This window comes from Leucobacter japonicus, assembly GCF_001273855.1.
Lineage (GTDB): Bacteria > Actinomycetota > Actinomycetes > Actinomycetales > Microbacteriaceae > Leucobacter > Leucobacter japonicus.
Genome location: NZ_JHBX01000077.1, coordinates 154406 through 174627, shown reverse-complemented (window position 1 = coordinate 174627; position 20222 = coordinate 154406). Strand labels below are relative to the sequence as shown.

Here is a 20222-nt window from a genome sequence, read left to right as displayed (position 1 = left end):
CGGACGCCGCAACTGCGTGCGTCGCGTCTGACAGCGGCAGCTCAGCCGTCGCTGTCAGACGGCGTCGGAGTCGGCACGACGCTCGGCGTCGGGGGAGTCCGTGAGATCTTGTCGTCGTTCGCGGACTTCTCCAGGGCGTCGATCCGGGCCAGCACGAAATCGGCACCCTCAGACGGCATGCCGTTCGAGTAGTACGCGATATGCGGCTTCTCGTCGAAGTCGAGGCTGCTCTGGCAGATGAAGTCTCCGGCGACGCAGTAGTCGCGTATGCGGTTGGCGACCGCGTCGAGCGCGTCTTCGGGTCTCGGAAGGAGCCCGTCGAGCGACGCATCGAAGCTTCCGACGTTGTACTCAGCCGCTCCTTCGAAGCGCGGATCACCGAACAGCACGACCGCGAGCACGCGTTCCATCGCGCCCTCGTCGACGGTGCCGACGGTCTCGCCGACCATCCGGTCTTCAGGGGGCGAGAGGGAGTCGCCGATCACGAGTGCGCCCTGCGAATACCCGAGCAGCACGAACCGCTGATCCGGGCAGGCCTCCGACTGCACATTCAGAATGTCGACCAGGGTCCGCGCACCGATCGTGCCGCCCTCCTTGACATCGCTGTCTGCCGGGTAGTCGACGTCGAGCACACGAACATCGCCCGCGTGCGCCTTCGAGATTTTTCGCGTCATCCCGGTGACGAGCTGCCCGGAGCTCGGTTCGCCGGTTCCGCGCGCTGTGATCAGCAGATAGGGCTCACACGATCCGGCATCCACGACGGGATCCGGGTGCAACTCGGCGCTGTACGCATCAGCGGCCTCGGGAGGCGCGGGATCTTGGGTGACGTCCGAGAGAGACTCGCGCGCCTCGACGGGATCGACCGGTGCCGCGCAGGCGGAGAGCAGCAGGGCGCCGCCGAGCACGATCACGAGTGCGGAGATCGCCGTCACTCGCGAGCCCCGACGCTGGAACGCATCACCCATCGAGCAGCGCATCCTCAATGTCGGCGTCACTCGGGCCGCGACGCCGTTTGCGTTCGGCCTCTCGCAGATCCTGCGCCGCCACCTCATCGCTGCCGGCGTTGAAGGTGCGATACTCCCGACGGGCGGCATAGACGACCCCGATCGCGGCGATGATGATGAAGATGTACCACTGCACCGCGTACGACAGGTGGGGACCCTCGTCGCGCTCGGGTTTCGCAGGGAGCACGCCGTGATCAGCCGTCGGCGACTCAGCGACGAGCATGCCGTACGCTCCCGTATACGACTCGGTCGGTGCGCCGGCGAGCGTCGCGAGTTCGGGCAACTCGATACTGGCGACGGCGCGACCAGCGGTCGTGCGGTTCGCAATCGCGGGCTCCGAAGCGCGCAGGCGCACCTCGACGGTCACACGCCCAGACGGGGGAGTGGGGAGGTCGGCATCGTCCACGTGCTCCGCAGCGGCACCATCGACGGGCACCCATCCGCGGTCCACGAAGAACAGCAGCCCGTCGTCGGTGCGCAGCGGCTGGATCAGGTCGGACCCGACGCCCTGCGGCCCGGGACGGTTGCGCGCGAGATACGGATCGCCGACGTACTCGCCCGTCACGGTGACCGTGCGCCACTTCTGGCGATCCTCATCGAAATGCGAGGGATCGGGCAGCTCTTCTTCGAGAGCCACCGGTACGGCGTCGTAGTTGTTGTCGATCCGATCAATCTCCGCTCGTGCTTCGGCGCGGCGAGCGAATTGCCAGTTGCCGAGCAGCACGCAGGCGATCGAGAAGACCAGGAGCATCGCGACATAGCCCACCCATCGACCGGACCGCAAAAAACTCCACCCCACGTGTGTCGGTATGCTCCCAGGCTCCGCCGCATCGTCGACGGACGCGCGCAGATCAGTCATCGAGTTCTTCCACCGTTCGTACGTCGAGCGGGAAGCCGCGAGCTTCCAAGAAATCGTGCAGCACCTGACGGTGCTCCGTGCACGCGAGCCAGGTCTTGCGGCGATCGGGCGTGTGGATCTTCGGATTGCGCCAGAGGATCGCGAATGCCGCGGCCTCCCGACAACCCGCCCGCGAGCACATGAATCGATGCTCCGGCGTACCTCCGAGCGTCAGCGTCGGGGTGACCACGCCGCTCACGAAGCCTCCTCGGCAGCGGTCGAATCGGATTCGGCCGATGCTCCGGTCGCAGGTGCGCTCCGGCGTTCGGGGTCGACATCAATCACGATGACCTCCGACGCCGCACTCGGCGGCGCGACTGGCCCAGTCTCGGTCGCAGTGAGTTCCAGCGGGTCGGGCGCATCGGGGGTCTGCTCACCTCCGTGGGCCACCGCGTTGCCCACGAGCACCGCAAACCACGGGAGGATGATCGCTCCGGCAGCAGCGAGAAGCACCCACCACCCGCGCACCCAGAAGAGGGATACCACGCAGAGCACGCGCAGACTCATGGCGATGAAGTACATGCGCATGCGGTGCGCGCGATCTTCGACCGGGTTCACCCCGGCCGACGTCACGTCGTAACTCTTCGCCATGCGTCCCTTCTCCGTACCCGTCTAGCCTACGCCGTCCGGCTGGATCCAAGCCCGACAACGCGCATGCGCGTCTGCCGAGTTGCGCGTCGGTAGGCTGGTGCGCAGTTGTCCGTACGGAAGGAACCCCATGACCACTTCGCGCACCGTCCTCGTCACCGGCGGGAACCGCGGCATCGGATACGCCATCGCCGAGCGCATGATCGCCGAGGGGCACCGCGTCGCGATCACGTCGCGTTCAGGTGAGGGCCCGGAGGGCTCGATCACCGTGCGAGCGGAGATGACCGATGCCGCATCGATCGATGCCGCATTCACCGAGATCGAGGCGCAGCTCGGGCCCGTTGAGGTCGTGGTGGCCAATGCCGGGATCACCAAGGACACGCTGCTGCTGCGCATGACCGAGGAGGAGTTCACGAGCGTCATCGATACGAACCTCACCGGCACCTTCCGAGTCGTCAAGCGCGCCGCGAAGGGCCTGCTGAAGGGTCGTTTCGGCCGTGTCATCCTGATCTCGAGCGTCGTCGGTCTCTACGGAAGCCCGGGCCAGATCAACTACTCCTCGTCGAAAGCCGCCCTCGTCGGCTTCGCCCGCTCGCTCACGCGGGAGCTCGGATCGCGCGGCATCACGGCGAACGTCATTGCCCCGGGGTTCATCGAGACCGATATGACGGCTGCGCTTCCCGAAGCACAGCAGCAGCAGTACCTCGCCTCGATTCCCGCTGCCCGCTTCGGCCAGGTGGCCGAGATCGCGGGTGCCGCGGCCTTCCTCGCCGGTGACGACGGCGGCTACATTTCCGGCGCGGTCATCCCGGTTGACGGCGGCCTCGGCATGGGCCACTGACCTTCCACAGCGTTCTCCGTAGGAACGCCGTCGCCTGTTCGCGGAGAGCGAGCGGCCGACGGCGTTCCTATGCGCCCACCCCCTTTCGCGGGGTTCGATGCGCGCACTAGCCTGAGCGCATGAGCACTCCAGAGCAGCCCCGTACCGCCACCCGCGTCGCCGTCGACGCCCAGACCCTCGCCGAACTCTACGCAGCCCCCGAGGTGCTGCGCGTCGTAAACGTCTGGGACGCCGCGAGCGCCCGCGTTGTCGCAGACCTGCCCGGCACTCGCGCGATTGCGACCGCGGGGCACGGCATCGCTGCGAGCCATGGCTATGCAGACGGCGAACAGATTCCGCTCGACTCCATGATCGCCGCAATCGCCCGAATCGCCGCGGTGACCGATCTGCCGGTCACGGCCGACCTCGACGGTGGATTCGCCGACGCGGGGGAGACGGTGCGACGCGCGATCGGGGCCGGTGCCTCGGGGGCCAACATCGAAGACCGGCTGCGCCCACTCGACGAATCGGTCGCGATCATGCGCGCGGCGGTGCAGGCCGGTGAGCGCGAGGAAGTCTCATTCGTGCTGAACGCCCGCACGGACGCGCTGGTGCGCGGCGGCGACCGGCCACGCGCCGAATCGATCGCCGACGCGATCGAGCGCGGCCGAGCCTATCTCGACGCCGGCGCGACCGCGATCTTCGTGCCGGGCGTGCTCGACGCCGACGACACCCGCGCGCTCGTGGAGGGTATCGGAGAGCGCAAGGTGAGCGTGATCGGGTTGCCCGGGGCACTGACCGCCGCAGAGTACGAGGCGCTCGGCGTCGCGCGGGTCTCGTACGGCCCGATGCCGCAGAATGTGGCGCTGACAGCGCTCAAGCACCTCGGAGTTTCGCTGCTCGACAACGGGGTGATCCCGAGCGATACCGAGGTACTCAACAACCTCTAGGCGGTCAGGAGAGCCGGTCGAGCAACGGGATCGCGAGCGACAAGTCGTCATCGATCGACACGTCGGCGCGCTCGCGGACGACCGGCTTTCCGTTGAACGCCACCCCGATCGCCGCGATCGCCATCATGTCGAGGTCGTTCGCACCGTCTCCGATGGCGATCGTCGCGCTCAGCGGAATATCCTCTGCCTGCGCCCACTCACGCAGGGCGGCAGCCTTCGCCGCTGCGTCGATGATCGGCCCGACCGTGCGGCCGGTGAGCACGCCGTCCACGACCTCCAGCCGGTTCGCGCGCCAGGCGTCGAGCCGTAGGTCGCGCGCGAGTGGGTCGAGCACCTCATGGAAGCCCCCGGAGACCACGCCGACGCGGCCGCCCCGATCGTGCACCGCAGTGATCAACTCCGTGATGCCCGGGGTCGGCCGAACGCGTCGGTAGGCGTCGTCGAAGACCGTCTCAGGCGTACCGGCGAGCGTCGCCACGCGTGCCGCCAGGCTCTCGGCGAAGTCGAGTTCTCCGCGCATCGCGCGTTCGGTCACCTCGGCGACCTCGGCGCGGCTGCCCGCCGCATCTGCGAGCAGCTCGATCACCTCGTCCTGGATCGTGGTGGAGTCGCAATCGAGCACGACCAGGGGGCGTGTGGCGCCGAGAGAAGTCATGCTTCCCAGGATAGGCTGAGGGCCATGGTCAATGTGCTCCGCCTCACCGATGTCAGCTTTGTGCGCGACCGCCGGCCGATCCTCGACGGGATCACCTGGTCGGTTGACGACTCCGAGCGGTGGGTGATCCTCGGCCCGAACGGAGCCGGCAAGACCTCGCTCATGAAGCTCGCCACCGCGAACGATTTTCCGACGAGCGGCAGCGTCGAGGTGCTCGACGAGCGACTCGGCAAAGTCGATGTCTTCGAACTGCGCAACCGCATCGGCTTCGTCTCGTCGGCGTCCGCCCGCCGCATCCCGGCCTCGGAACTCGTGCGCGATGTGGTGCTCACCGCGGCGTACTCGGTCGAGGGCCGCTGGAATGAGCACTACGACAGCATCGATGTGCGCCAGGCCGATCGCATTCTCGCCGAGTGGGACCTCGCGCAGTTCGCCGATCACGCGTTCGGCACGCTCAGCGATGGCGAACGCAAGCGCGCTCTGATCGCCCGCGCGGTCATGACCGACCCCGAGCTGCTGCTGCTCGACGAGCCGAGCGCCAGCCTCGATCTGGGCGCTCGCGAACGCCTGCTCCAGATGCTCTCCGGTTTCGCGGCGTCGCCGGCGTCACCGGCAATGATCATGGTCACGCATCACGTCGAGGAGGTGCCGCCGGGCTTCACGCACGTATTGCTGCTGCGCAACGGCACGATCCAAGCCGCGGGCCCCATCGCCGAGACGCTCACCGCGGACGCGCTCGAAGCGACGTTCGGGCTGCCGTTCGACCTGTCAGTGCACAACGGACGCTACTCGGCGATCGCGCGCCCCGCTCCGCAGGCGTAAGCGCACATGTGCGCACCGCCCGAAAAGCGAGTCTGCTAAAGTAGAACGTTGGTGCGGTGAATCCGCCGATCCCAAGTCCTCAGAGCGTGCTGCTACACGCTCACCCCCAGGCAAACACTAAGGAACTCCCATGAAGACCGAAATCCACCCCGAGTACAACGCGATCGTGTTCCGCGACCTCGCGTCGGGCGAGACCTTCCTCACCCGCTCCACGCTGACCAGCGAGAAGACCATCGAACTCGACGGCGAGACCTACCCCGTCATCGATGTTGAAATCTCGAGCGCATCGCACCCGTTCTACACGGGCAAGCAGCGCATCATGGACTCGGCCGGTCGCGTCGAGAAGTTCAACCAGCGCTTCAAGGGCTTCGGCGCCTAAGTCGCAGTTCCGCACGAAGGGCGGGCGATCCGATCAGGATCGCCCGCCCTTCGTCGTACCCCCACGTTTCAGGCGGGGAGCACGAGAGCGCTCAGCGGAGCGGCCACCGCCCGTCGGCGACGAAGCTGGGGTCGCGCACGCGGCGCATGTAGTCCTGGAAACTGGCGGCCTGGGCAGCAGCCCATCCGATCTGCGCCTGGTGGAGTTCGTCGAGTTCGCCCGGAATCACGTCCGCGTATTTCGTCGCGATGTGCTGCAGCACACGGCCGGCCGCGATCGCATCGTCACCAGCGTCGTGCGCATTGCCGATGACCACACCGTAGTGACCGGCAACCGCCTCGAGGGTGCGCTTGCCCTTGCGGTACCGGTCGAGTTGTTTATCGAGCACGAGGGGGTCGATCACGGGTGCGAGCTCGCGGGGGAGCGGCACGCCGTGCCGTGCGGCTTCGGCGGAGAGCAGGGACAAATCGAAGGGGGCGTTGTACGCCACAACGGGAAAACCTCGCTCGATCATCTCAAGCAGCTGCTCAACGATCTGTCGCACGCCGACCGACGCCTCGATGCCGCTCGTGCGCGCGATCTCGGTGCTGATGCCGTGCACCTGCACTGCGGCAGCGGGTATCTCAACCCCCGGATCGAGCAACCAGTCGTAGCGTTCCTTGACGTCACCGCCATCGCCGAGCAGGGCGACCGTCGCGCTCACGATGCGGGCCTCGTTGGTGTCGATGCCGGTCGTCTCCGTATCAAAGACGGTAAGGTCGGTCGCCCAGAGCGGAAGCGTTGCGGTCACATCAGTCCTTTCGACGGCGAAAATTCGTCTCCATCGATGCTATCGAGTGCGGGGGCGACGCGTGCCGCATCAGGAGGTTTGTCGGCGGCCACCGGTAGAATTTCCCTGTGAATTCCGACCCGACCGACTTCGCCGTTCCCACGCTCGGCATGCAGACGCGCGCGTGGCGATACGGTGCTGATGCCGGCGAGACCCTGGTGCTCGTGCACGGGTTCCGTGGTGATCATCACGGTCTCGCCGGCATTGCCGCCCGCATTGTCGAGCTGCGCCCCGAGCTGCGGGTCATCGTCCCCGATCTGCCCGGCTTTGGTGAGACTCCAGCGATTCCCGATCGTGCGCACGACATCGAGCTCTACGGGGAGTGGCTGTCGACATTTGTCGCTGCCGTCGCTCCCGATGGTGCCGATGTGCTCGGCCATTCGTTCGGCACCCTGGTGGTCTCTGCTGCAGTCCGCGCGGGCCTCTCGCCGCGACGGCTGATACTCATCAACCCGATTTCCGCGCCGGCACTCGAGGGGCCGCAGGCCGCGCTCACCCAACTCGCGATTGGGTACTACCGCGCCGCTGATGTGCTCCCCGAGCGTGCTGCGCGGCAACTGCTCGGCAATCCGCTGATTGTCCGCCTGATGAGTGAGGTGATGGCGAAAACCGGAGATCGCGACCTGCGCCAGTGGATCCATGGCCAGCACGCGCAGTACTTCAGTGCATTCGCGGATTCGACGACGCTACTCCAAGCCTTCCGGGCCTCGGTCTCGCACACCGTCGCCGAGGCTGCAGCCGCGCTGACAATGCCGACACTGCTGATCGCCGGCGACCGCGACGACATCACGCCGCTCGCCAAACAGCTGGAGTTGCGACGGCGTCTGCGCGACGCGAGGCTCCACATCGTGCCAGGCGTCGGGCATCTCGTGCACTACGAAGCCGTGGCCGATGCGTCAGGTGCAATCGTCGATTTTCTCGCTCCGCTCGTTCGTTCCACGGGTCGACCTGTCTCTGAACTTCCGGCGACGCTTCAACACACGGGGGAGCGCACCGCGTGAAGCTGACACGAATCGACGATCTCACGGCGCCCGAGCTCGCGGACTATACGCAGCTCACCGACGTCGCACTCCGCCGCGTGCGCGAGCCCGAAGAGGGCCTCTACCTGGCGGAGTCGCCCAAGGTCATCGAGCGCGCCCTGCGCGCCGGCCACCGCCCGCGTTCGGTACTGCTGCTTGAAGAGTGGGTGCCGAAGGTCGAGCCACTACTCACGGCCTACCCCGATGTTCCGGTGTATGTGGGTGAGACCGATCAGCTCGCCGCACTCACCGGGTTCCACCTGCACCGCGGCGCCCTGGCGTCGATGCATCGCCCCGCTCCGCTCGACCCCGGCGAGCTGCTGCAGCAGGCGCGTCACGTCGTGGTGCTTGAAGACCTCGCAGACCATACCAACGTCGGCGCAATCTTCAGATCCGTTGCCGCGCTCGGTGCGGATGCCGTACTCCTCACCCCGGCATGCGCCGACCCGCTGTACCGCCGGGCCGTCCGCGTCAGCATGGGTGCCGTGCTGCAGGTGCCGTGGGCCCGTCTGCCCGAGTGGCGCGAGGCCGGCCCGCTGATTCGCGACGCCGGGTTCGAGCTGACTGCTTTCGCGCTGCGAGACGACGCCGAAGATCTCGCCGACTACGCAGACGAGCTTCCGGACCGGTTGGCCCTCATGTTCGGCACCGAAGGCGCTGGGCTCAGCAGGCGTGCACTGGCGGCGTCCACACGATCCGTGGTCATTCCGATGGAACACGGCGTCGATTCGCTGAACGTGTCGACTGCTGCGGCATTGGCGCTGTGGGCCGTGCGCACCGCAGATCAGCGAGCGGCCCCTCACGAACTCGGCGCGTCTCGGTGACCGGGATCCGTGTGAGCGGCCGCCGCAGAGCCGTCTGGTTCCTCATCTTCTGGTCTGCCGTCGGCATCGCCTCGTATCTCCTCGGCGTGCGCAATGCGCTCGGACAGCGCGCAGAGGACAGCGTGCTCGATGCGGCCCAATTCACCACCGATCCGCCGCCGCCACTGAATCTCGTCTCCATTCCGACCGTCGCGATCGCGCTGATCATCGTCGGCGTCATCGCGTGGATCTCGCATGGCTTCAGTCGGGCGATCGCGGTGACCGTCATTCCTGCAACGGCGATCGTCGCCTCACAGTTACTGAAGCTCCGCTTGCTCACGCGACCCGAACTGTTCGAGCTCGATGCGGCGAATACCTTTCCGAGTGGTCACATGACGGTCTTCGCCGCGCTCACCGCGGCCCTCGTCTGGGCCGTCCCTGCGGCCGCCCGAGGCTTCGTCGCGCTTCTCGGCACCGCACTCGTTGCGGCAGTCGGCTGGCAGTTGCTCGCCTATGGTTGGCATCGTCCCAGCGACGTCTACGGCGGAATCGCGCTCGCCGTCATCGCGTTCTCACTCGCCGCCCTCGTGCGTCCCGCCGCATCCCGAGGTGCAGTGGTGCTCGGTGGAACGGTATCCATCGGGCTCGCACTCGTCGGGTGGATCACGGTCGGGGGAGCACTGCTGCTCGCCGCGATCGCGGCTGCAACGAGCAATCCCGCATTGATGCTGAGCGCAGGGGAGTTCGGGGGAGTCGCCGCTGCCGCCCTCGCCATGCGTTCAATGCTGCACTTGGCCGCCGGGCGCGTCTAGGCGCGTTCGTGGTCGCGCACTCAGTCGGCGCCTAACGGCGCCTCTGCGGCATCTCGCCAGGTTGCAGGCTCCCACGCCCGGTGTGCCAGGGGGAGTCGGTGCATGTCTTCGAATGCGAGCTCGGCCGCGACCGGATCGCCGGTGAGAAGCGCCGTGCGCATGCCTGACCATCCGTGCAACAGCAGTTGCCAGTTCGGTGTACGCTCTTCGAGTTTGCGACCGTACCGGATCCGCATTTGGGCGAGTGTGGTCGCCGCGAGTTCCGAGAGTGTCGCATTCGGGCACCGCGTGATGAGCCAATCGTAGAATTCGAGCGCGACAACGGTGTGCGCTGCGGCGTCTCGTTCTTCCGCGGCGATGCAAGCGCGCTCGATGATCTCGAGTACGTGGAGCTCACCGTCGACGTCGAGTTTCGGGGTCACAATACGCATGACGCCGCCGAGCACGACGCCGAGTGTCTGAATAGCATCCTCCGCGTTGCGGCGATCGTAGTGGGTCGTGACCGCGCGTCGCGCACGTTGTGCGGGCATGGAGCAGGTTCCTTCCGGTGGGGTAACAACTCAGATTCGGGTGCGGGCTGATTCGGGAACACCAGCACGGAGGTGTCGGAGGGCGCACACCGCGAGAGCGTCATCACGTGCGCCGAAGGCGACACGCAGGAGTCTCGCGCCATCGTCGACCTGTCGCGCATGCTCGGTTGACCATTCGCGCTGTGGCAGCTCATCGGCGGCGAATTGCAACACTTCTTGCGCTGCTTGCGCCAGGTCACTGCCGAACCGACTGAGCTCGATGATCCGCATCGCGAGCCTCATGACCGTGCTCGAGAGCTCACTCGAGCCAGTCGCCGAAATCTCTGTACAGAGCGCGACACAATCACGCGACAGTTCGTCGAGCGATGCCTGAGACCACGAGCGCATCGGGTCATCCACGGCGTCGAAAGCGACCGTTCGACTGCGCAGCGCCACCGACATCCTTGCATCCATTCACTCACTTGTACTCTATATTTTAGATTCTAGTGCATTGGACGCAGGTTGGCCACAGAAATACATGGCGGCCCAAAAACAACAGCAACTCCGGCAGGCCCGGCTGACCGAGCGCCGGCATTGAGCACCTGAGTAAGCAGGCAACCGATGATGTGCACCCCGAAGCCGGTCACCCAAAGGGAAACTCCGAGCGAAACGGTCGTCGAGCGATCAGCGCAATATGTACACGCGGGCCGGCAATCGACCCACCATGAGATGTGCACGATAATCTATATTATGTCAGCTTGAGTAGACGAAGCCTCCCCACAGAGCTGCTGTGCGCTCTGCACCCGCAGAGCGCACAGCAGACAACGAGTTCAGAGCAGATCGTCTGCAGCCTCCTCCAGCGGACCAGACCACCAGCACGAATCCTCGAGCGCCGCAGGGTCAGCGGCGCCCAGAGCAGCCCTGAGCGCCGCAAGACGCTCATCGTGTGTTGCCGGGGCGGCAACCGACTGCGCGGGCACAATGGCGCCTGCTCGGAAGGCGGCAAGTTTCGCCGCAGCCTGTTCCGCCGTCATCATTGTGGGAGCCGTCGTCGGTGCACCGGAGTGCGCATATCGATGAAACGCGGCGAGACAGACTTCCGCGGCGTCGCGGTTGCGATTGAGGTGGTGCCACTCCCCGGTGCCGGCGTCGACGATCCGCATGGTCCGGTCGGTGACGACCTCAACGACCAGGTGTTCGCCACCCCAGAGCGTACCGACGACGCGACCATCCCAGGCCTCCTCGTGCACGCTCCCGAACACTGCTGGGTACTCAGCGTCTCGATCCAACCAGGAGAATCCGAGCACGGGTGAAAATGCATCGTCGACCATGGTGTCATCGTAGTCCGCGCACCATCGCTCCTCCCCTGGTGACCGCCGCGACTTACCCCAGCCACCCGAGCGCGCCGCCGAGCGCGCCGCCGAGCACCACACCCCAGGGCGGCACTCGCGCGTGCAGTGCAGCCAAAGACGCGCCCACCCAGATGACTGTCTGAAGACCGTCGACACCGTGCACGAGCACCGGATCGAACCACGCGGCCGCCAGCACTCCGACAACCGCCGCGTTGATACCGCCCAACGCACCGCGCGCACGCGGCGAACGCAGCATCCGTGACCAAACGGGTGAAACGGCGGTGACGAGGAGCATTCCGGGCAGGAAGATCGCGAAGGTCGCAGCGGCCGCGAGTGCAATGCGCGCACCCCACGCGGCATCGGGTTCGAACATCATGCCCAGGTACGTCGCGAGGGTGAACATGGGCCCCGGCACCGCTTGCGCCGCGCCGTAGCCGAGGAGCAGGTGATCCTGAGCAATGCTCTGCCCCACGGCGGGTTCGCTGTGCAGCATCGCAAGCACCACGTGCCCGCCGCCGAACACTGTGGCACCCGCCCGCGTGATCGCGTCGAGCAACTGCACCGTCGGGTCGCGCGTCAGCACGGCGAGCAGCGGGAGCGTTCCGAGCAACACGACCAGTGCGATCGCAGCGCCCGCCGCATGTCGAGGAGTCGCTGCGAGCGGCGACCCCGGCACCGCTTCGGTCGCATCGGTGCTCCCCCGGAGCCAGATGAGGCCGGCGATGGCACCGATGACCACCGCGCCGAGGGATGCCCCAGGGCTCCCCCAGACGAGCACGAGCGTGCCGCACAGGATCGCGATGAGCGCGCGAGCCAGATCCGGCGCGAGCGCAACCGCCATGCCGCGCACGGCCAGCGCGATGACAGCGACCGCGACGGCGAGCACCCCGCGAATCGCCCCCTCACGCGCGCGTTCGAGACTCGGATCGCTGAGGTCGCCGTCCGACGTCATCACCCCGAGGGCCAACGCCCCGAGCAGCAGTGCGGATGGCAATGTGAAGCCGACCCAGGCCGCGACTCCCCCAGCGACGCCGGCGCGATACCGGCCGATCGCGAATCCCACCTGGCTCGAGGTGGGCCCGGGCAGCACCTGGCACAGGGCCACACACTCGGCGTACGCGGCATCGGTGACCCAACGGCGACGCACCACGAACTCAGTGCGGAAGTACCCGAGATGCGCGATGGGCCCACCGAATGAGGTGCACCCGAGGCGCAGACACACGATGAACACCTCCCAGATCGCGCGCACGAGCCGATCCTAGGGGGCGAAGTGGCGCTCGTGGAGTGCATTCACGAGGAGTTCATACGCGCTCTCCGGCGCACCGCCACGACACGAACCGGAGCGATCGGGCTACGCTGAAGTGTCGAAGACGCCCGGCATCACGAGTGCAGGGCCAGGGCCGAACGAGGGACACCGAATGTATGTCAAGATTTGCGGACTGCGCGAACCGCAGCACGCCGCCCTTGCCGCAGAGCTCGGCGCCGACGCGGTCGGGGTGGTCATGAGCCCCGCGAGTCCGCGCCACGCCAGCAGTGACGAGGCGCGCAGCGTACTGAGTGCTACGCGCGCCGTCCGCGCCGGCATCGACACGGTGCTGGTCGTGAATACGTTGCCCGCCGACGAGGCCGCTCGTATCGCCGCGGACCTCGGGTTCGACGTGCTGCAGCTCCACGGCGCCTACACCGCGCGCGACGTCACCGTGGCCCAGGAGATCATTCCGCGGGTCTGGCGCGCGACGTCGCTCGCCGACGCTCCGCAGCTCCGCGCCGGCGAGCTCGGCGAGGAGCGACTGCTGCTGGATGGGGCCGTGCCCGGATCGGGATCCTCCTGGAACGTCGCTCCCCTTGGCGTCCCGGGCGAACTGCGCGAACGCATTGGCGACTCGTGGCTGCTTGCCGGCGGCCTCTCCCCCGAGAACGTCGCCGACGCCATCGTCGCGGCGCGGCCGGGTGGAGTCGATGTTTCAAGCGGCGTGGAGTCGAGCCGCGGAGTCAAGGACCCGGATCGCATCGCCCGCTTCATCACCGCCGCCCGCAGCTGAGCGCGCCGCAATCGTTTTGCCTCACCCCGCACCGACCGCTTCGAACGGAGAGGGATCCCACGCATGAGCACCTCGCAGCCGCCCGGCAAACGCACTCGCAAAATCACACTGCCCGCGCCGCCGCCGCTCCCCCACCCCGGCCTGATTCCCGGCATCGGCGTGGAGCAGACGGGCCTGCGTTTCGCGACGAACTGGGTCGTGTTCGGCGTCGCCATGACGTTCACTCTCGGGGTCATCGTCTGGGCGTTCATCGCTCCAGATTCGATTGCTGTCGTCGGCGGCTCGTCACTTCAGTGGGTCACCGAGCACTTCAGTTGGCTCTTCGGTGCACTCGCGATTTCGGTGGCGGGCTTCATGCTGGTCGTCGGCTACGGTCGCACCGGCGGTATCCGACTGGGCGCCGATGACGAAGAGCCCGAATTCACGACGACGTCGTGGATCTCGATGCTCTTCGCGGCAGGGCTCGGAATCGGTCTCCTCTTCTACGGGCCGCTCGAACCGCTCACGTACTTTCTCAACCCGGCACCGGGAGTCCACGTCGAACCGGGCAGTGCCGATGCCGCATTGCCCGCTCTGGCGCAGACCATTCTCCACTGGGGCCCGATCGCCTGGGCGTTCTATGCGCTCGTCGGCGGCGCCATCGCTTACAGCGCGTATCGTCGCGGGCGCGCGCCGCTGATTTCCGCGCTCTTCGAACCTGTATTCCCGGGCAGCAGTCATCGCGTGCTCGGGCGCGTGATCGACATTTTCGCCATCATCGTGACACTCTTCGGCACCGCGGTTTCGCTGGGCATCGGCGCCCTCCAGATCGAGAGCGGGTTCCGCCTCGTCACCGGACTCGGCCCGATGGGCAACGCGTTCATCATCGGCGCGATCGCCATTCTGACGGCGTTGTTCATCGCCTCCGCGGTCTCCGGCGTGAAGAAGGGCATTCGGCGGCTCTCGAACCTGAACATGGCGTTGACGGGCGCGCTCGGAGTCTTCGTGCTGATCGCGGGCCCGACCGTCTACATCCTGAACTTCATGCCCGCCTCACTCATCGAGTTCTTCGCGCAGGCGCCCGCCATGCTCGCCCGCAACCCAAACCAGGGAGAAGCCGCGACGACCTTCCTCTCGAGCTGGACCACGTATTACTGGGCATGGTGGGTCTCGTGGACGCCATTCGTCGGCATGTTCATTGCCAAAATTTCGCGCGGTCGCACGCTTCGAGAGTTCGTGACCACCGTTGTACTGGTGCCCTCGGCAATTGTCGTTGCCTGGTTCGTGATCTACGGCAGCACCGCGATCTTCCAGACGTCTCAGGGTGCCGATCTCGAAGCCGGTGGTTCGGGTGAGGCGGTCCTTTTCGAAGTGCTCCATGAGTTGCCCCTCGGCGCAATCACGTCGGTGGTCGCGATGGTCGCCGTGCTCGTGTTCTTCGTGACCGCGGCCGATTCGGCTTCGATCGTCATGGCTTCGATGTCGCAGGGTGGGCGCCCGGAGCCGGCGAAGTGGGTCACGATTGTCTGGGGTCTCCTCCTCAGTCTGATCGCTGTGGCGCTCCTGCTCGCCGGCGGGCGGAATACCCTCTCGGGTCTGCAGTCGCTGATGGTCGTATCGGCGCTCCCGTTCGCCGTGATCGTCATCGGGATCATGATTTCGTGGGCGAAGGATCTGCGCACCGATCCGTACCTCATCCGCCGCGCGTATGCCCGAGCCGCCATCGCGCAGGGCGTGCGCCGCGGCATCGACGAGTACGGCGACGACTTCGTTTTCGGTACCGATCAGGTGCCTGCCGACGAGGGCGCCGGTGCCGGGTTCGACAGCGACGACCCGGCGCTCACCGACTGGTACGTCGACGCGACCACCGGTCCGATCCAGCAGATCACTCCGCCAGATGTACAGCGGACGCTCGACCCCGGGCGCATCCAGCCGCGCGGGCCCGAACGCGCTGACCACACGGCCTCGGGCGACGCGTCGCTCGCCACGGGTCGCCGCTCCCCCGACGGTCGCCCCATTGCGAAGCGCGATCTCTCCACGGCATCTGAGCACGGGCACGACATGCGTGAGGACGACGACACGCGCTCGTGACTCCCCCGAAACGTTGACGTCGTTTCCGACCCTTCACTAAGCTGGGAGACGCACTGTTTTGAAACGATTCAACTCAACGGCGAGTGCAGAGGTGCATTGACGCCGTTGTCGCAAGGGAGCGCACACGCATGTCTTCACCCGTCCACGGGCAGCCGTATGGCCTGACTCGCCGGCAACTGCTCAGATACTCGGCGATTACGGCCGCTGGGGTCGCGGCCGCGACATCCGCGAGCCCAGCATGGGGCGCGCCGCCCCCGGGCGCGGTCGACAGTGCCGCCGCCACGCCCACCCTCGAAGGGTTCACGGCGCCGACGGCGGCGACCGCGCCCCGATTCCGCTGGTGGTGGCCGAATGGTCAGGTCGACCTCGATGAAATCGCTGCGGAGGTGCAGCAAGCAGCCCGTTCGGGGTTCGGCGGCCTGGAGATTTCTGACGTGCATCACAGCGTCAAGGGCGGGCTCGATCTCGACACGTACGGCTGGGGCGGCGAGCACTGGGTCGCCGCCGTCGAACGCGCCTTGCAGACCGCGGCCGAAGAAGGCATCGAGATCGATATCACACTCGGACCGTCATGGCCGGCGGCGACGCCGAACATCACACCGCAATCTGCGGCGGCGATCAAGGAGCTCGCGCACGGCAGCGTGACCCTCGCACCGGGCGCCGAGTTCAGCGGCGCACTGCCCGAACCGATCACTCCACCGGATACTGGCGTGACAGAGCGCCACTTGATCGCAGTGCATGCGTTCGAAATCGTCACCGTCGTGACCAACAAACCGACGGTGCTCAAGCGGGGCAGTTTCATCGATCTCACCGCCCAGGCTTCCGGCGAGACACTCTCGTGGACGGCACCCGGCACGGGCGGCAACTGGGTACTGCTCGCCTATTGGGAGCGCGGCAGCGGTCAACGCCCCGAAGGCGGCGATCACACGAACCCGACGTCTTATGTCGTCGATCACTTCAGCGCGGCGGGCGCCCAGACGCTCATCGACTACTGGAAGACGAATCTGCTGACCCCGCGCATCATCGAACTCCTCGGTTCGGTGGGCGGCACGTTCTTCGAAGACTCTCTCGAAATCGAGACGCACGCCACCCTGTGGACTCCGGCGATCGCCGCCGAGTTCCAGACCCGCATGAGCTACGACATCCTGCCATTCCTCGCCGCCATCGTCGAGACCAAGGAAAAGTACCAGTACGACTTCGACGACATCGTGACGACCCGGGTGCGCGACGACTACAACCAAGTCATGAGCGAGCTGTACTCGGAACACCATCTGATCCCGCTTCGCGATTGGGCGCACTCGTACGGCCTCGAGTACCGGGTGCAGGCGTACGGCCTCGAGCAGGATTCGCTCGAGCAGGCCGGCATCGTCGACATTCCTGAGACCGAGTCACTCGGGGCGAAGAACATCGACGACTACCGAGTGCTCGCGAGCGGCCGCGACATCGCCGGACGCACGCTGCTCAGTTGCGAATCCTCCGCATACCTCAATAAGGCATACCTCACGACCTGGCGTAATGAGGTGCTGTTCACACTGGCCGAAACCTTCTGCGGGGGCGTCAATCAGACCGTCCTGCACGGGTTCCCGTATGCGGCGGCACCGGGTGCCGGATGGCCGGGTTTCGCAGCGTTCTCCCCGTATAACGGAGGCGTCGGCTATTCGGAAGCCTGGGGACCCCGCACCCCGGTGTGGGGGCATCTCGATCGCGTCGCGGCAGCGATCGCACGGACGCAGTGGGTACTGCGTCAGGGACGCGCCGAATACGACATCGCGTTCTATCGGCAAAAGGGCTGGGCGCAAACCGGCATCGGCGCGCCGTGGGCAACCGCCTCGGGAATACCGATTGGCTGGACGCACGGATTCCTGAACGAATCCGGCCTCTTCCAGGAGGCATCAGTGCTTGCCGGCGGTCGCTTCGCTCCCGACGGTGGAAACTATCGGGCCCTGATTCTCGACATCGACCGGTTCCGCGGCAACGAGGCGACGATGTCGGTGCGCGCCGGCGAACGCCTGCTGGAACTCGCGCAGGGCGGGCTTCCCCTGGTGTTCTTCGGTGACTGGAACAAGCCGGCGTCGACCGGCTACCGCGACGCGGCGACGAACCAACGGGTGGTCGAGCTCATCGCCGCAATGCGCGCGCTGCCCAATGTGGCGACGGCCGCCGGCAATGACGACATCCCCGTCGCGCTCGCTACGCTCGGCGTGCAGCGCACCGCCAGCTATGCGTTCTCAAACCTCAAGCACATCCACCGCGTCGCTGATGGAGTGGACTACTTCTACCTCGTGAACGCGAAACACAACCCGGCAAAAGACAAGCTCGTACGCATTGAGCAGGAAGTCGCGCTCACCGCCCGCTCCGAGGCGCACGTGCCGTACGAACTCGACTCGTGGACCGGGGAGGTGCGACCGATCGCGCGCTACACCCGCGACGGTGCCACGGTCTCGCTCACTATTCGTCTGAACCCTGCGCAGTCCACCGTGGTCGTGCTCGCGCCGGAAGGCTGGGCCGGAGCCGTCACGCCCCGCGCCGTGGTCACGACCACAACGGGTGACGCCATTGCCGTCGACCGCGACGGATCGGTCGTCTTGCATTCCACGCAACCGGGAACCCACACGGTCGCGTTTGCGGATGGCCGAGAGAAACGCACACTCGTCCCCGCGCTTCCCGACCCCATTGCGCTCAACGACTGGTCGCTCGCGCTCGAAGATTGGCATCCCGGCGGGGATGGGGTGAGTACGGAGCGTTCGACGACGCAGATCGATTCGACGCCGCTCGGCGCCTGGAAAGATCTCGGGTTCGCGGACACTGCAGGCGTCGGCACCTATCGCACCACGTTCAGCCTCGACGGGGCGTGGCGCGCAGGAACCGGTGGCGTCCGGCTCTCACTCGGTCAGGTGCTCGACACGTTTAAGGTCTGGGTCAACAGCGCACCGGTCGCCCACGTTGACCTCACGGACACCGAGCTCGACATCTCGGAATATGTGCGCTCGGGTCGCAACACGCTTCGCATCGAAGTCGCCTCTCCGCTCATCAATCGCCTGCGTGTGGTCAACCCCGCGGTGTACGGCTCCATCGCCAGCCAGTCGTACGGGCTCATCGGCCCGGTGTCCGTGCTCCCCTTCGGAAAGGCGCGGGTGGCCTGATCATGCATCTCATTCAGTTCGTCAACAGAAAGCGCACGATGTCACTCTCCCGTACAGCGCCCCGAATCGACCGCGTCATCGGCCGCCTCGCGGCGGCGTCGGGACCACAGCGGGCGATGCGCAGTTCGGGTGCCGGATCGAACCGGCTCGTCGGCTCCGCCGTGGTCGTCGGTCTCGCGCTGACTGGCATCGCACTCCCGTGGAGTTCGACGGCTGCTCGCGCGGTTGATGCCACCATCGGCGGAATCGTCCGTGAGGGTGATACGGTGCTCGATCGCGTCGAGGTATCCGCCTACCGATGGGATGACGGAGTCGGGGCGTACGTGTTCGAGCAGGAAACCGAATCCGACGCCAGCGGGGCCTGGCAGCTCGGGTTCCTGCCCGACGGCGCGTACACCCTGGATTTCGCCACCGATGTCTCGAACGCCCGGTTCGCACTGGGTGAGTCACTCGGCGGCAACGCCGACTACACCGACGATTCTCCAGAGTTCACGATTGCAGACGGAGCAACGAACGATGGTGCATTCGCTGATGTCAGCCTCACACGACTCGGAGGCGAAGCGGTGCTGCGCGTCGTCGAAGGCGATGACACCCTCATCGATCTCGATGACGCGGCCGCACAGTTGCGCGGCATCGATGCAGCGGGTGCCTCTGTGACCTCGGCCCGCGTCTTTGCCGACGCGGATGGCACCGTGACCATTCCCCGGATTCCTTCCGGAGGGTATGTACCTTGGGTGGCAGCCCGCGGCAGTGACTTCGCACCATCGACGACCGACGCGCTCATCTTCTCCCAGGATCACATCGATTTCGGCGACCTCGAACTCGGAACCGGCCCCGAAGCCACCCTCGAAGCCGCCCCGCCAACGCTGTCAGGCGATGCCCGAGTCGGAGCGGTGCTCACCGTCATCGACCCGGAATTTGCCGCGGCGCCCGACTCGATCTCGCACCATTGGAGCGCCGACGCCGTCGCCCTCGAGCACGCGAGCACGGAACTCGCACTCACTGATGCACACGCCGGCGCGACAGTGTCCGCCTGGGTCTTTGCACATGCGGCCACCAGCGTCCCGTACATCGGGGTCGTCTCATCTCCCCCGGTCGCTCCGTCGACCTCGGGTGCTGCGGATGCCGGTTCAGACGCCGACTCGGCCAACGCCACCGCCGATGCCGACGCCGCAGTCGACGGCGGATCCGGCTCAGCGGGAGCAGCGACTGCCGCCAGCGACGCTGGCGCCGCGGCGAGCTCGAACGCCGCCGGAGCCGGCTCACGCGGTGCGGACGGCAGCAGCGACGGGCGCGGATCGGGAAGCGACGGTCACGGGACACTCCCTCTCACCGGCGGTGCGGTCGCAGCGACGGCGCTTCTGGGCGCGGCCCTCATCGCGGTCGGAGCCCTGGTCTTCCTGCGGCGACGGCGCGTCCGCAGAGTCGAGGAGTCCGCATAACAGCAGGTCGGGGCGGATTTTCCGCCCCGACCTGGCACGAGGCCACCAGACCTTGTAACCTGAACGTTATCTTTCGGGTTGAAGA

Annotated in this window: 21 protein-coding genes; 11 read left to right on the top strand and 10 right to left on the bottom strand. The window is 66.7% G+C overall.

The window, feature by feature from the left end; translation table 11 throughout:
- Window positions 1-41: 41 nt before the first annotated feature.
- The 4 genes from AMS67_RS01980 to AMS67_RS01965 are packed head-to-tail and all read right to left on the bottom strand — an operon-like array spanning window position 42 to window position 2493.
- Window positions 42-965: a cutinase family protein gene (locus tag AMS67_RS01980; RefSeq protein WP_053385860.1), complete on the bottom strand. Its 924-nt coding sequence runs from the start codon at window positions 963-965 to the stop codon at window positions 42-44.
- Window positions 958-1863, bottom strand: a complete 906-nt coding sequence (locus AMS67_RS01975) for an SURF1 family cytochrome oxidase biogenesis protein (RefSeq protein ID WP_053385859.1) — start codon at window positions 1861-1863, stop codon at window positions 958-960. Before AMS67_RS01975 ends, AMS67_RS01980 begins: the two co-directional genes overlap by 8 nt.
- A complete protein-coding gene (locus tag AMS67_RS01970) occupies window positions 1856-2101 on the bottom strand; it encodes a hypothetical protein (RefSeq protein ID WP_082305220.1) in 246 nt (81 codons plus the stop codon). The genes AMS67_RS01975 and AMS67_RS01970 overlap by 8 nt, the downstream gene beginning before the upstream one ends.
- Window positions 2098-2493, bottom strand: a complete 396-nt coding sequence (locus AMS67_RS01965) for a DUF3099 domain-containing protein (protein WP_053385858.1) — start codon at window positions 2491-2493, stop codon at window positions 2098-2100. The genes AMS67_RS01970 and AMS67_RS01965 overlap by 4 nt, the downstream gene beginning before the upstream one ends.
- A 127-nt stretch (window positions 2494-2620) precedes the next feature.
- Between AMS67_RS01965 and fabG the strand changes: the two genes are divergently transcribed.
- Together fabG and AMS67_RS01955 are read left to right on the top strand one after the other, a co-directional pair.
- Window positions 2621-3331 carry a 3-oxoacyl-ACP reductase FabG gene (gene fabG, locus AMS67_RS01960; protein WP_053353016.1) on the top strand — a complete coding sequence of 237 codons (711 nt, stop codon included), beginning with the start codon at window positions 2621-2623 and terminating at the stop codon, window positions 3329-3331.
- Window positions 3332-3450: 119 nt separating this feature from the next.
- Complete coding sequence (locus tag AMS67_RS01955; protein WP_053353015.1) at window positions 3451-4260, top strand: isocitrate lyase/PEP mutase family protein; 810 nt, start codon at window positions 3451-3453, stop codon at window positions 4258-4260.
- A 4-nt stretch (window positions 4261-4264) separates the two neighbouring features.
- Here AMS67_RS01955 and serB read toward each other — a convergent pair whose 3' ends face one another.
- A complete protein-coding gene (gene serB / locus AMS67_RS01950; RefSeq protein ID WP_053385857.1) occupies window positions 4265-4915 on the bottom strand; it encodes a phosphoserine phosphatase SerB in 651 nt (216 codons plus the stop codon).
- A gap of 24 nt (window positions 4916-4939) precedes the next feature.
- On the opposite strand from serB, the gene AMS67_RS01945 reads away from it, so the two are divergent.
- Entirely contained in the window at window positions 4940-5737 is a 798-nt protein-coding gene (locus AMS67_RS01945; protein ID WP_053385856.1) for an ABC transporter ATP-binding protein, read from the top strand.
- A gap of 130 nt (window positions 5738-5867) precedes the next feature.
- On the top strand, window positions 5868-6116 hold the full coding sequence (locus AMS67_RS01940) for a type B 50S ribosomal protein L31 (protein WP_053353012.1): 249 nt from the start codon (window positions 5868-5870) through the stop codon (window positions 6114-6116).
- A gap of 91 nt (window positions 6117-6207) precedes the next feature.
- Here AMS67_RS01940 and AMS67_RS01935 read toward each other — a convergent pair whose 3' ends face one another.
- On the bottom strand, window positions 6208-6906 hold the full coding sequence (locus AMS67_RS01935; protein ID WP_053385855.1) for an exonuclease domain-containing protein: 699 nt from the start codon (window positions 6904-6906) through the stop codon (window positions 6208-6210).
- A gap of 149 nt (window positions 6907-7055) precedes the next feature.
- On the opposite strand from AMS67_RS01935, the gene AMS67_RS01930 reads away from it, so the two are divergent.
- The 3 genes from AMS67_RS01930 to AMS67_RS01920 are packed head-to-tail and all read left to right on the top strand — an operon-like array spanning window position 7056 to window position 9579.
- Window positions 7056-7946 (top strand): alpha/beta fold hydrolase, encoded by an 891-nt coding sequence (locus AMS67_RS01930; RefSeq protein ID WP_053385918.1) that lies wholly within the window; start codon window positions 7056-7058, stop codon window positions 7944-7946.
- The gene (locus tag AMS67_RS01925; protein WP_053385854.1) at window positions 7943-8788 is read left to right on the top strand and encodes a TrmH family RNA methyltransferase; all 846 of its coding nucleotides are present in this window, start codon (window positions 7943-7945) and stop codon (window positions 8786-8788) included. The genes AMS67_RS01930 and AMS67_RS01925 overlap by 4 nt, the downstream gene beginning before the upstream one ends.
- Entirely contained in the window at window positions 8785-9579 is a 795-nt protein-coding gene (locus tag AMS67_RS01920; RefSeq protein WP_053385853.1) for a phosphatase PAP2 family protein, read from the top strand. The genes AMS67_RS01925 and AMS67_RS01920 overlap by 4 nt, the downstream gene beginning before the upstream one ends.
- A 20-nt stretch (window positions 9580-9599) precedes the next feature.
- On the opposite strand, the gene AMS67_RS01915 is transcribed toward AMS67_RS01920, so the two are convergent.
- The 4 genes from AMS67_RS01915 to chrA all read right to left on the bottom strand — a co-directional run bounded on the left by AMS67_RS01915 (window position 9600) and on the right by chrA (window position 12689).
- Window positions 9600-10109 (bottom strand): FCD domain-containing protein, encoded by a 510-nt coding sequence (locus tag AMS67_RS01915; protein ID WP_053385852.1) that lies wholly within the window; start codon window positions 10107-10109, stop codon window positions 9600-9602.
- Between the two features lie 30 nt (window positions 10110-10139).
- Entirely contained in the window at window positions 10140-10562 is a 423-nt protein-coding gene (locus AMS67_RS01910; RefSeq protein WP_162230802.1) for a hypothetical protein, read from the bottom strand.
- Window positions 10563-10918: 356 nt separating this feature from the next.
- A complete protein-coding gene (locus AMS67_RS01905; protein ID WP_053385850.1) occupies window positions 10919-11419 on the bottom strand; it encodes a hypothetical protein in 501 nt (166 codons plus the stop codon).
- Window positions 11420-11471: 52 nt separating this feature from the next.
- Entirely contained in the window at window positions 11472-12689 is a 1218-nt protein-coding gene (gene chrA, locus AMS67_RS01900) for a chromate efflux transporter (RefSeq protein ID WP_241487959.1), read from the bottom strand.
- Window positions 12690-12858: 169 nt separating this feature from the next.
- Here chrA and AMS67_RS01895 point away from each other — a divergent pair, with 169 nt between their 5' ends.
- From AMS67_RS01895 to AMS67_RS01880, 4 genes are all read left to right on the top strand, one after another.
- Entirely contained in the window at window positions 12859-13482 is a 624-nt protein-coding gene (locus AMS67_RS01895) for a phosphoribosylanthranilate isomerase (RefSeq protein WP_053385849.1), read from the top strand.
- A gap of 63 nt (window positions 13483-13545) precedes the next feature.
- Window positions 13546-15552: a BCCT family transporter gene (locus tag AMS67_RS01890; protein ID WP_082305219.1), complete on the top strand. Its 2007-nt coding sequence runs from the start codon at window positions 13546-13548 to the stop codon at window positions 15550-15552.
- A 128-nt stretch (window positions 15553-15680) separates the two neighbouring features.
- Window positions 15681-18695 carry a glycosyl hydrolase gene (locus tag AMS67_RS01885; RefSeq protein ID WP_053385848.1) on the top strand — a complete coding sequence of 1005 codons (3015 nt, stop codon included), beginning with the start codon at window positions 15681-15683 and terminating at the stop codon, window positions 18693-18695.
- Between the two features lie 38 nt (window positions 18696-18733).
- Entirely contained in the window at window positions 18734-20137 is a 1404-nt protein-coding gene (locus AMS67_RS01880; RefSeq protein ID WP_162230801.1) for an LPXTG cell wall anchor domain-containing protein, read from the top strand.
- Window positions 20138-20222: the final 85 nt, after the last annotated feature.

What these genes read in the sequence shown, in the direction of transcription:
- AMS67_RS01980 (WP_053385860.1), bottom strand. Translation starts at nt 965, where the DNA reads ATGGGTGATGCGTTCCAGCGTCGGGGCTCGCGAGTGACGGCGATCTCC.
- AMS67_RS01975 (WP_053385859.1), bottom strand. Translation starts at nt 1,863, where the DNA reads ATGACTGATCTGCGCGCGTCCGTCGACGATGCGGCGGAGCCTGGGAGC.
- AMS67_RS01965 (WP_053385858.1), bottom strand. Translation starts at nt 2,493, where the DNA reads ATGGCGAAGAGTTACGACGTGACGTCGGCCGGGGTGAACCCGGTCGAA.
- fabG (WP_053353016.1), top strand. Translation starts at nt 2,621, where the DNA reads ATGACCACTTCGCGCACCGTCCTCGTCACCGGCGGGAACCGCGGCATC.
- AMS67_RS01955 (WP_053353015.1), top strand. Translation starts at nt 3,451, where the DNA reads ATGAGCACTCCAGAGCAGCCCCGTACCGCCACCCGCGTCGCCGTCGAC.
- serB (WP_053385857.1), bottom strand. Translation starts at nt 4,915, where the DNA reads ATGACTTCTCTCGGCGCCACACGCCCCCTGGTCGTGCTCGATTGCGAC.
- AMS67_RS01945 (WP_053385856.1), top strand. Translation starts at nt 4,940, where the DNA reads ATGGTCAATGTGCTCCGCCTCACCGATGTCAGCTTTGTGCGCGACCGC.
- AMS67_RS01940 (WP_053353012.1), top strand. Translation starts at nt 5,868, where the DNA reads ATGAAGACCGAAATCCACCCCGAGTACAACGCGATCGTGTTCCGCGAC.
- AMS67_RS01930 (WP_053385918.1), top strand. Translation starts at nt 7,056, where the DNA reads ATGCAGACGCGCGCGTGGCGATACGGTGCTGATGCCGGCGAGACCCTG.
- AMS67_RS01915 (WP_053385852.1), bottom strand. Translation starts at nt 10,109, where the DNA reads ATGCCCGCACAACGTGCGCGACGCGCGGTCACGACCCACTACGATCGC.
- AMS67_RS01910 (WP_162230802.1), bottom strand. Translation starts at nt 10,562, where the DNA reads ATGGATGCAAGGATGTCGGTGGCGCTGCGCAGTCGAACGGTCGCTTTC.
- AMS67_RS01905 (WP_053385850.1), bottom strand. Translation starts at nt 11,419, where the DNA reads ATGGTCGACGATGCATTTTCACCCGTGCTCGGATTCTCCTGGTTGGAT.
- AMS67_RS01895 (WP_053385849.1), top strand. Translation starts at nt 12,859, where the DNA reads ATGTATGTCAAGATTTGCGGACTGCGCGAACCGCAGCACGCCGCCCTT.
- AMS67_RS01890 (WP_082305219.1), top strand. Translation starts at nt 13,546, where the DNA reads ATGAGCACCTCGCAGCCGCCCGGCAAACGCACTCGCAAAATCACACTG.
- AMS67_RS01885 (WP_053385848.1), top strand. Translation starts at nt 15,681, where the DNA reads ATGTCTTCACCCGTCCACGGGCAGCCGTATGGCCTGACTCGCCGGCAA.
- AMS67_RS01880 (WP_162230801.1), top strand. Translation starts at nt 18,734, where the DNA reads ATGTCACTCTCCCGTACAGCGCCCCGAATCGACCGCGTCATCGGCCGC.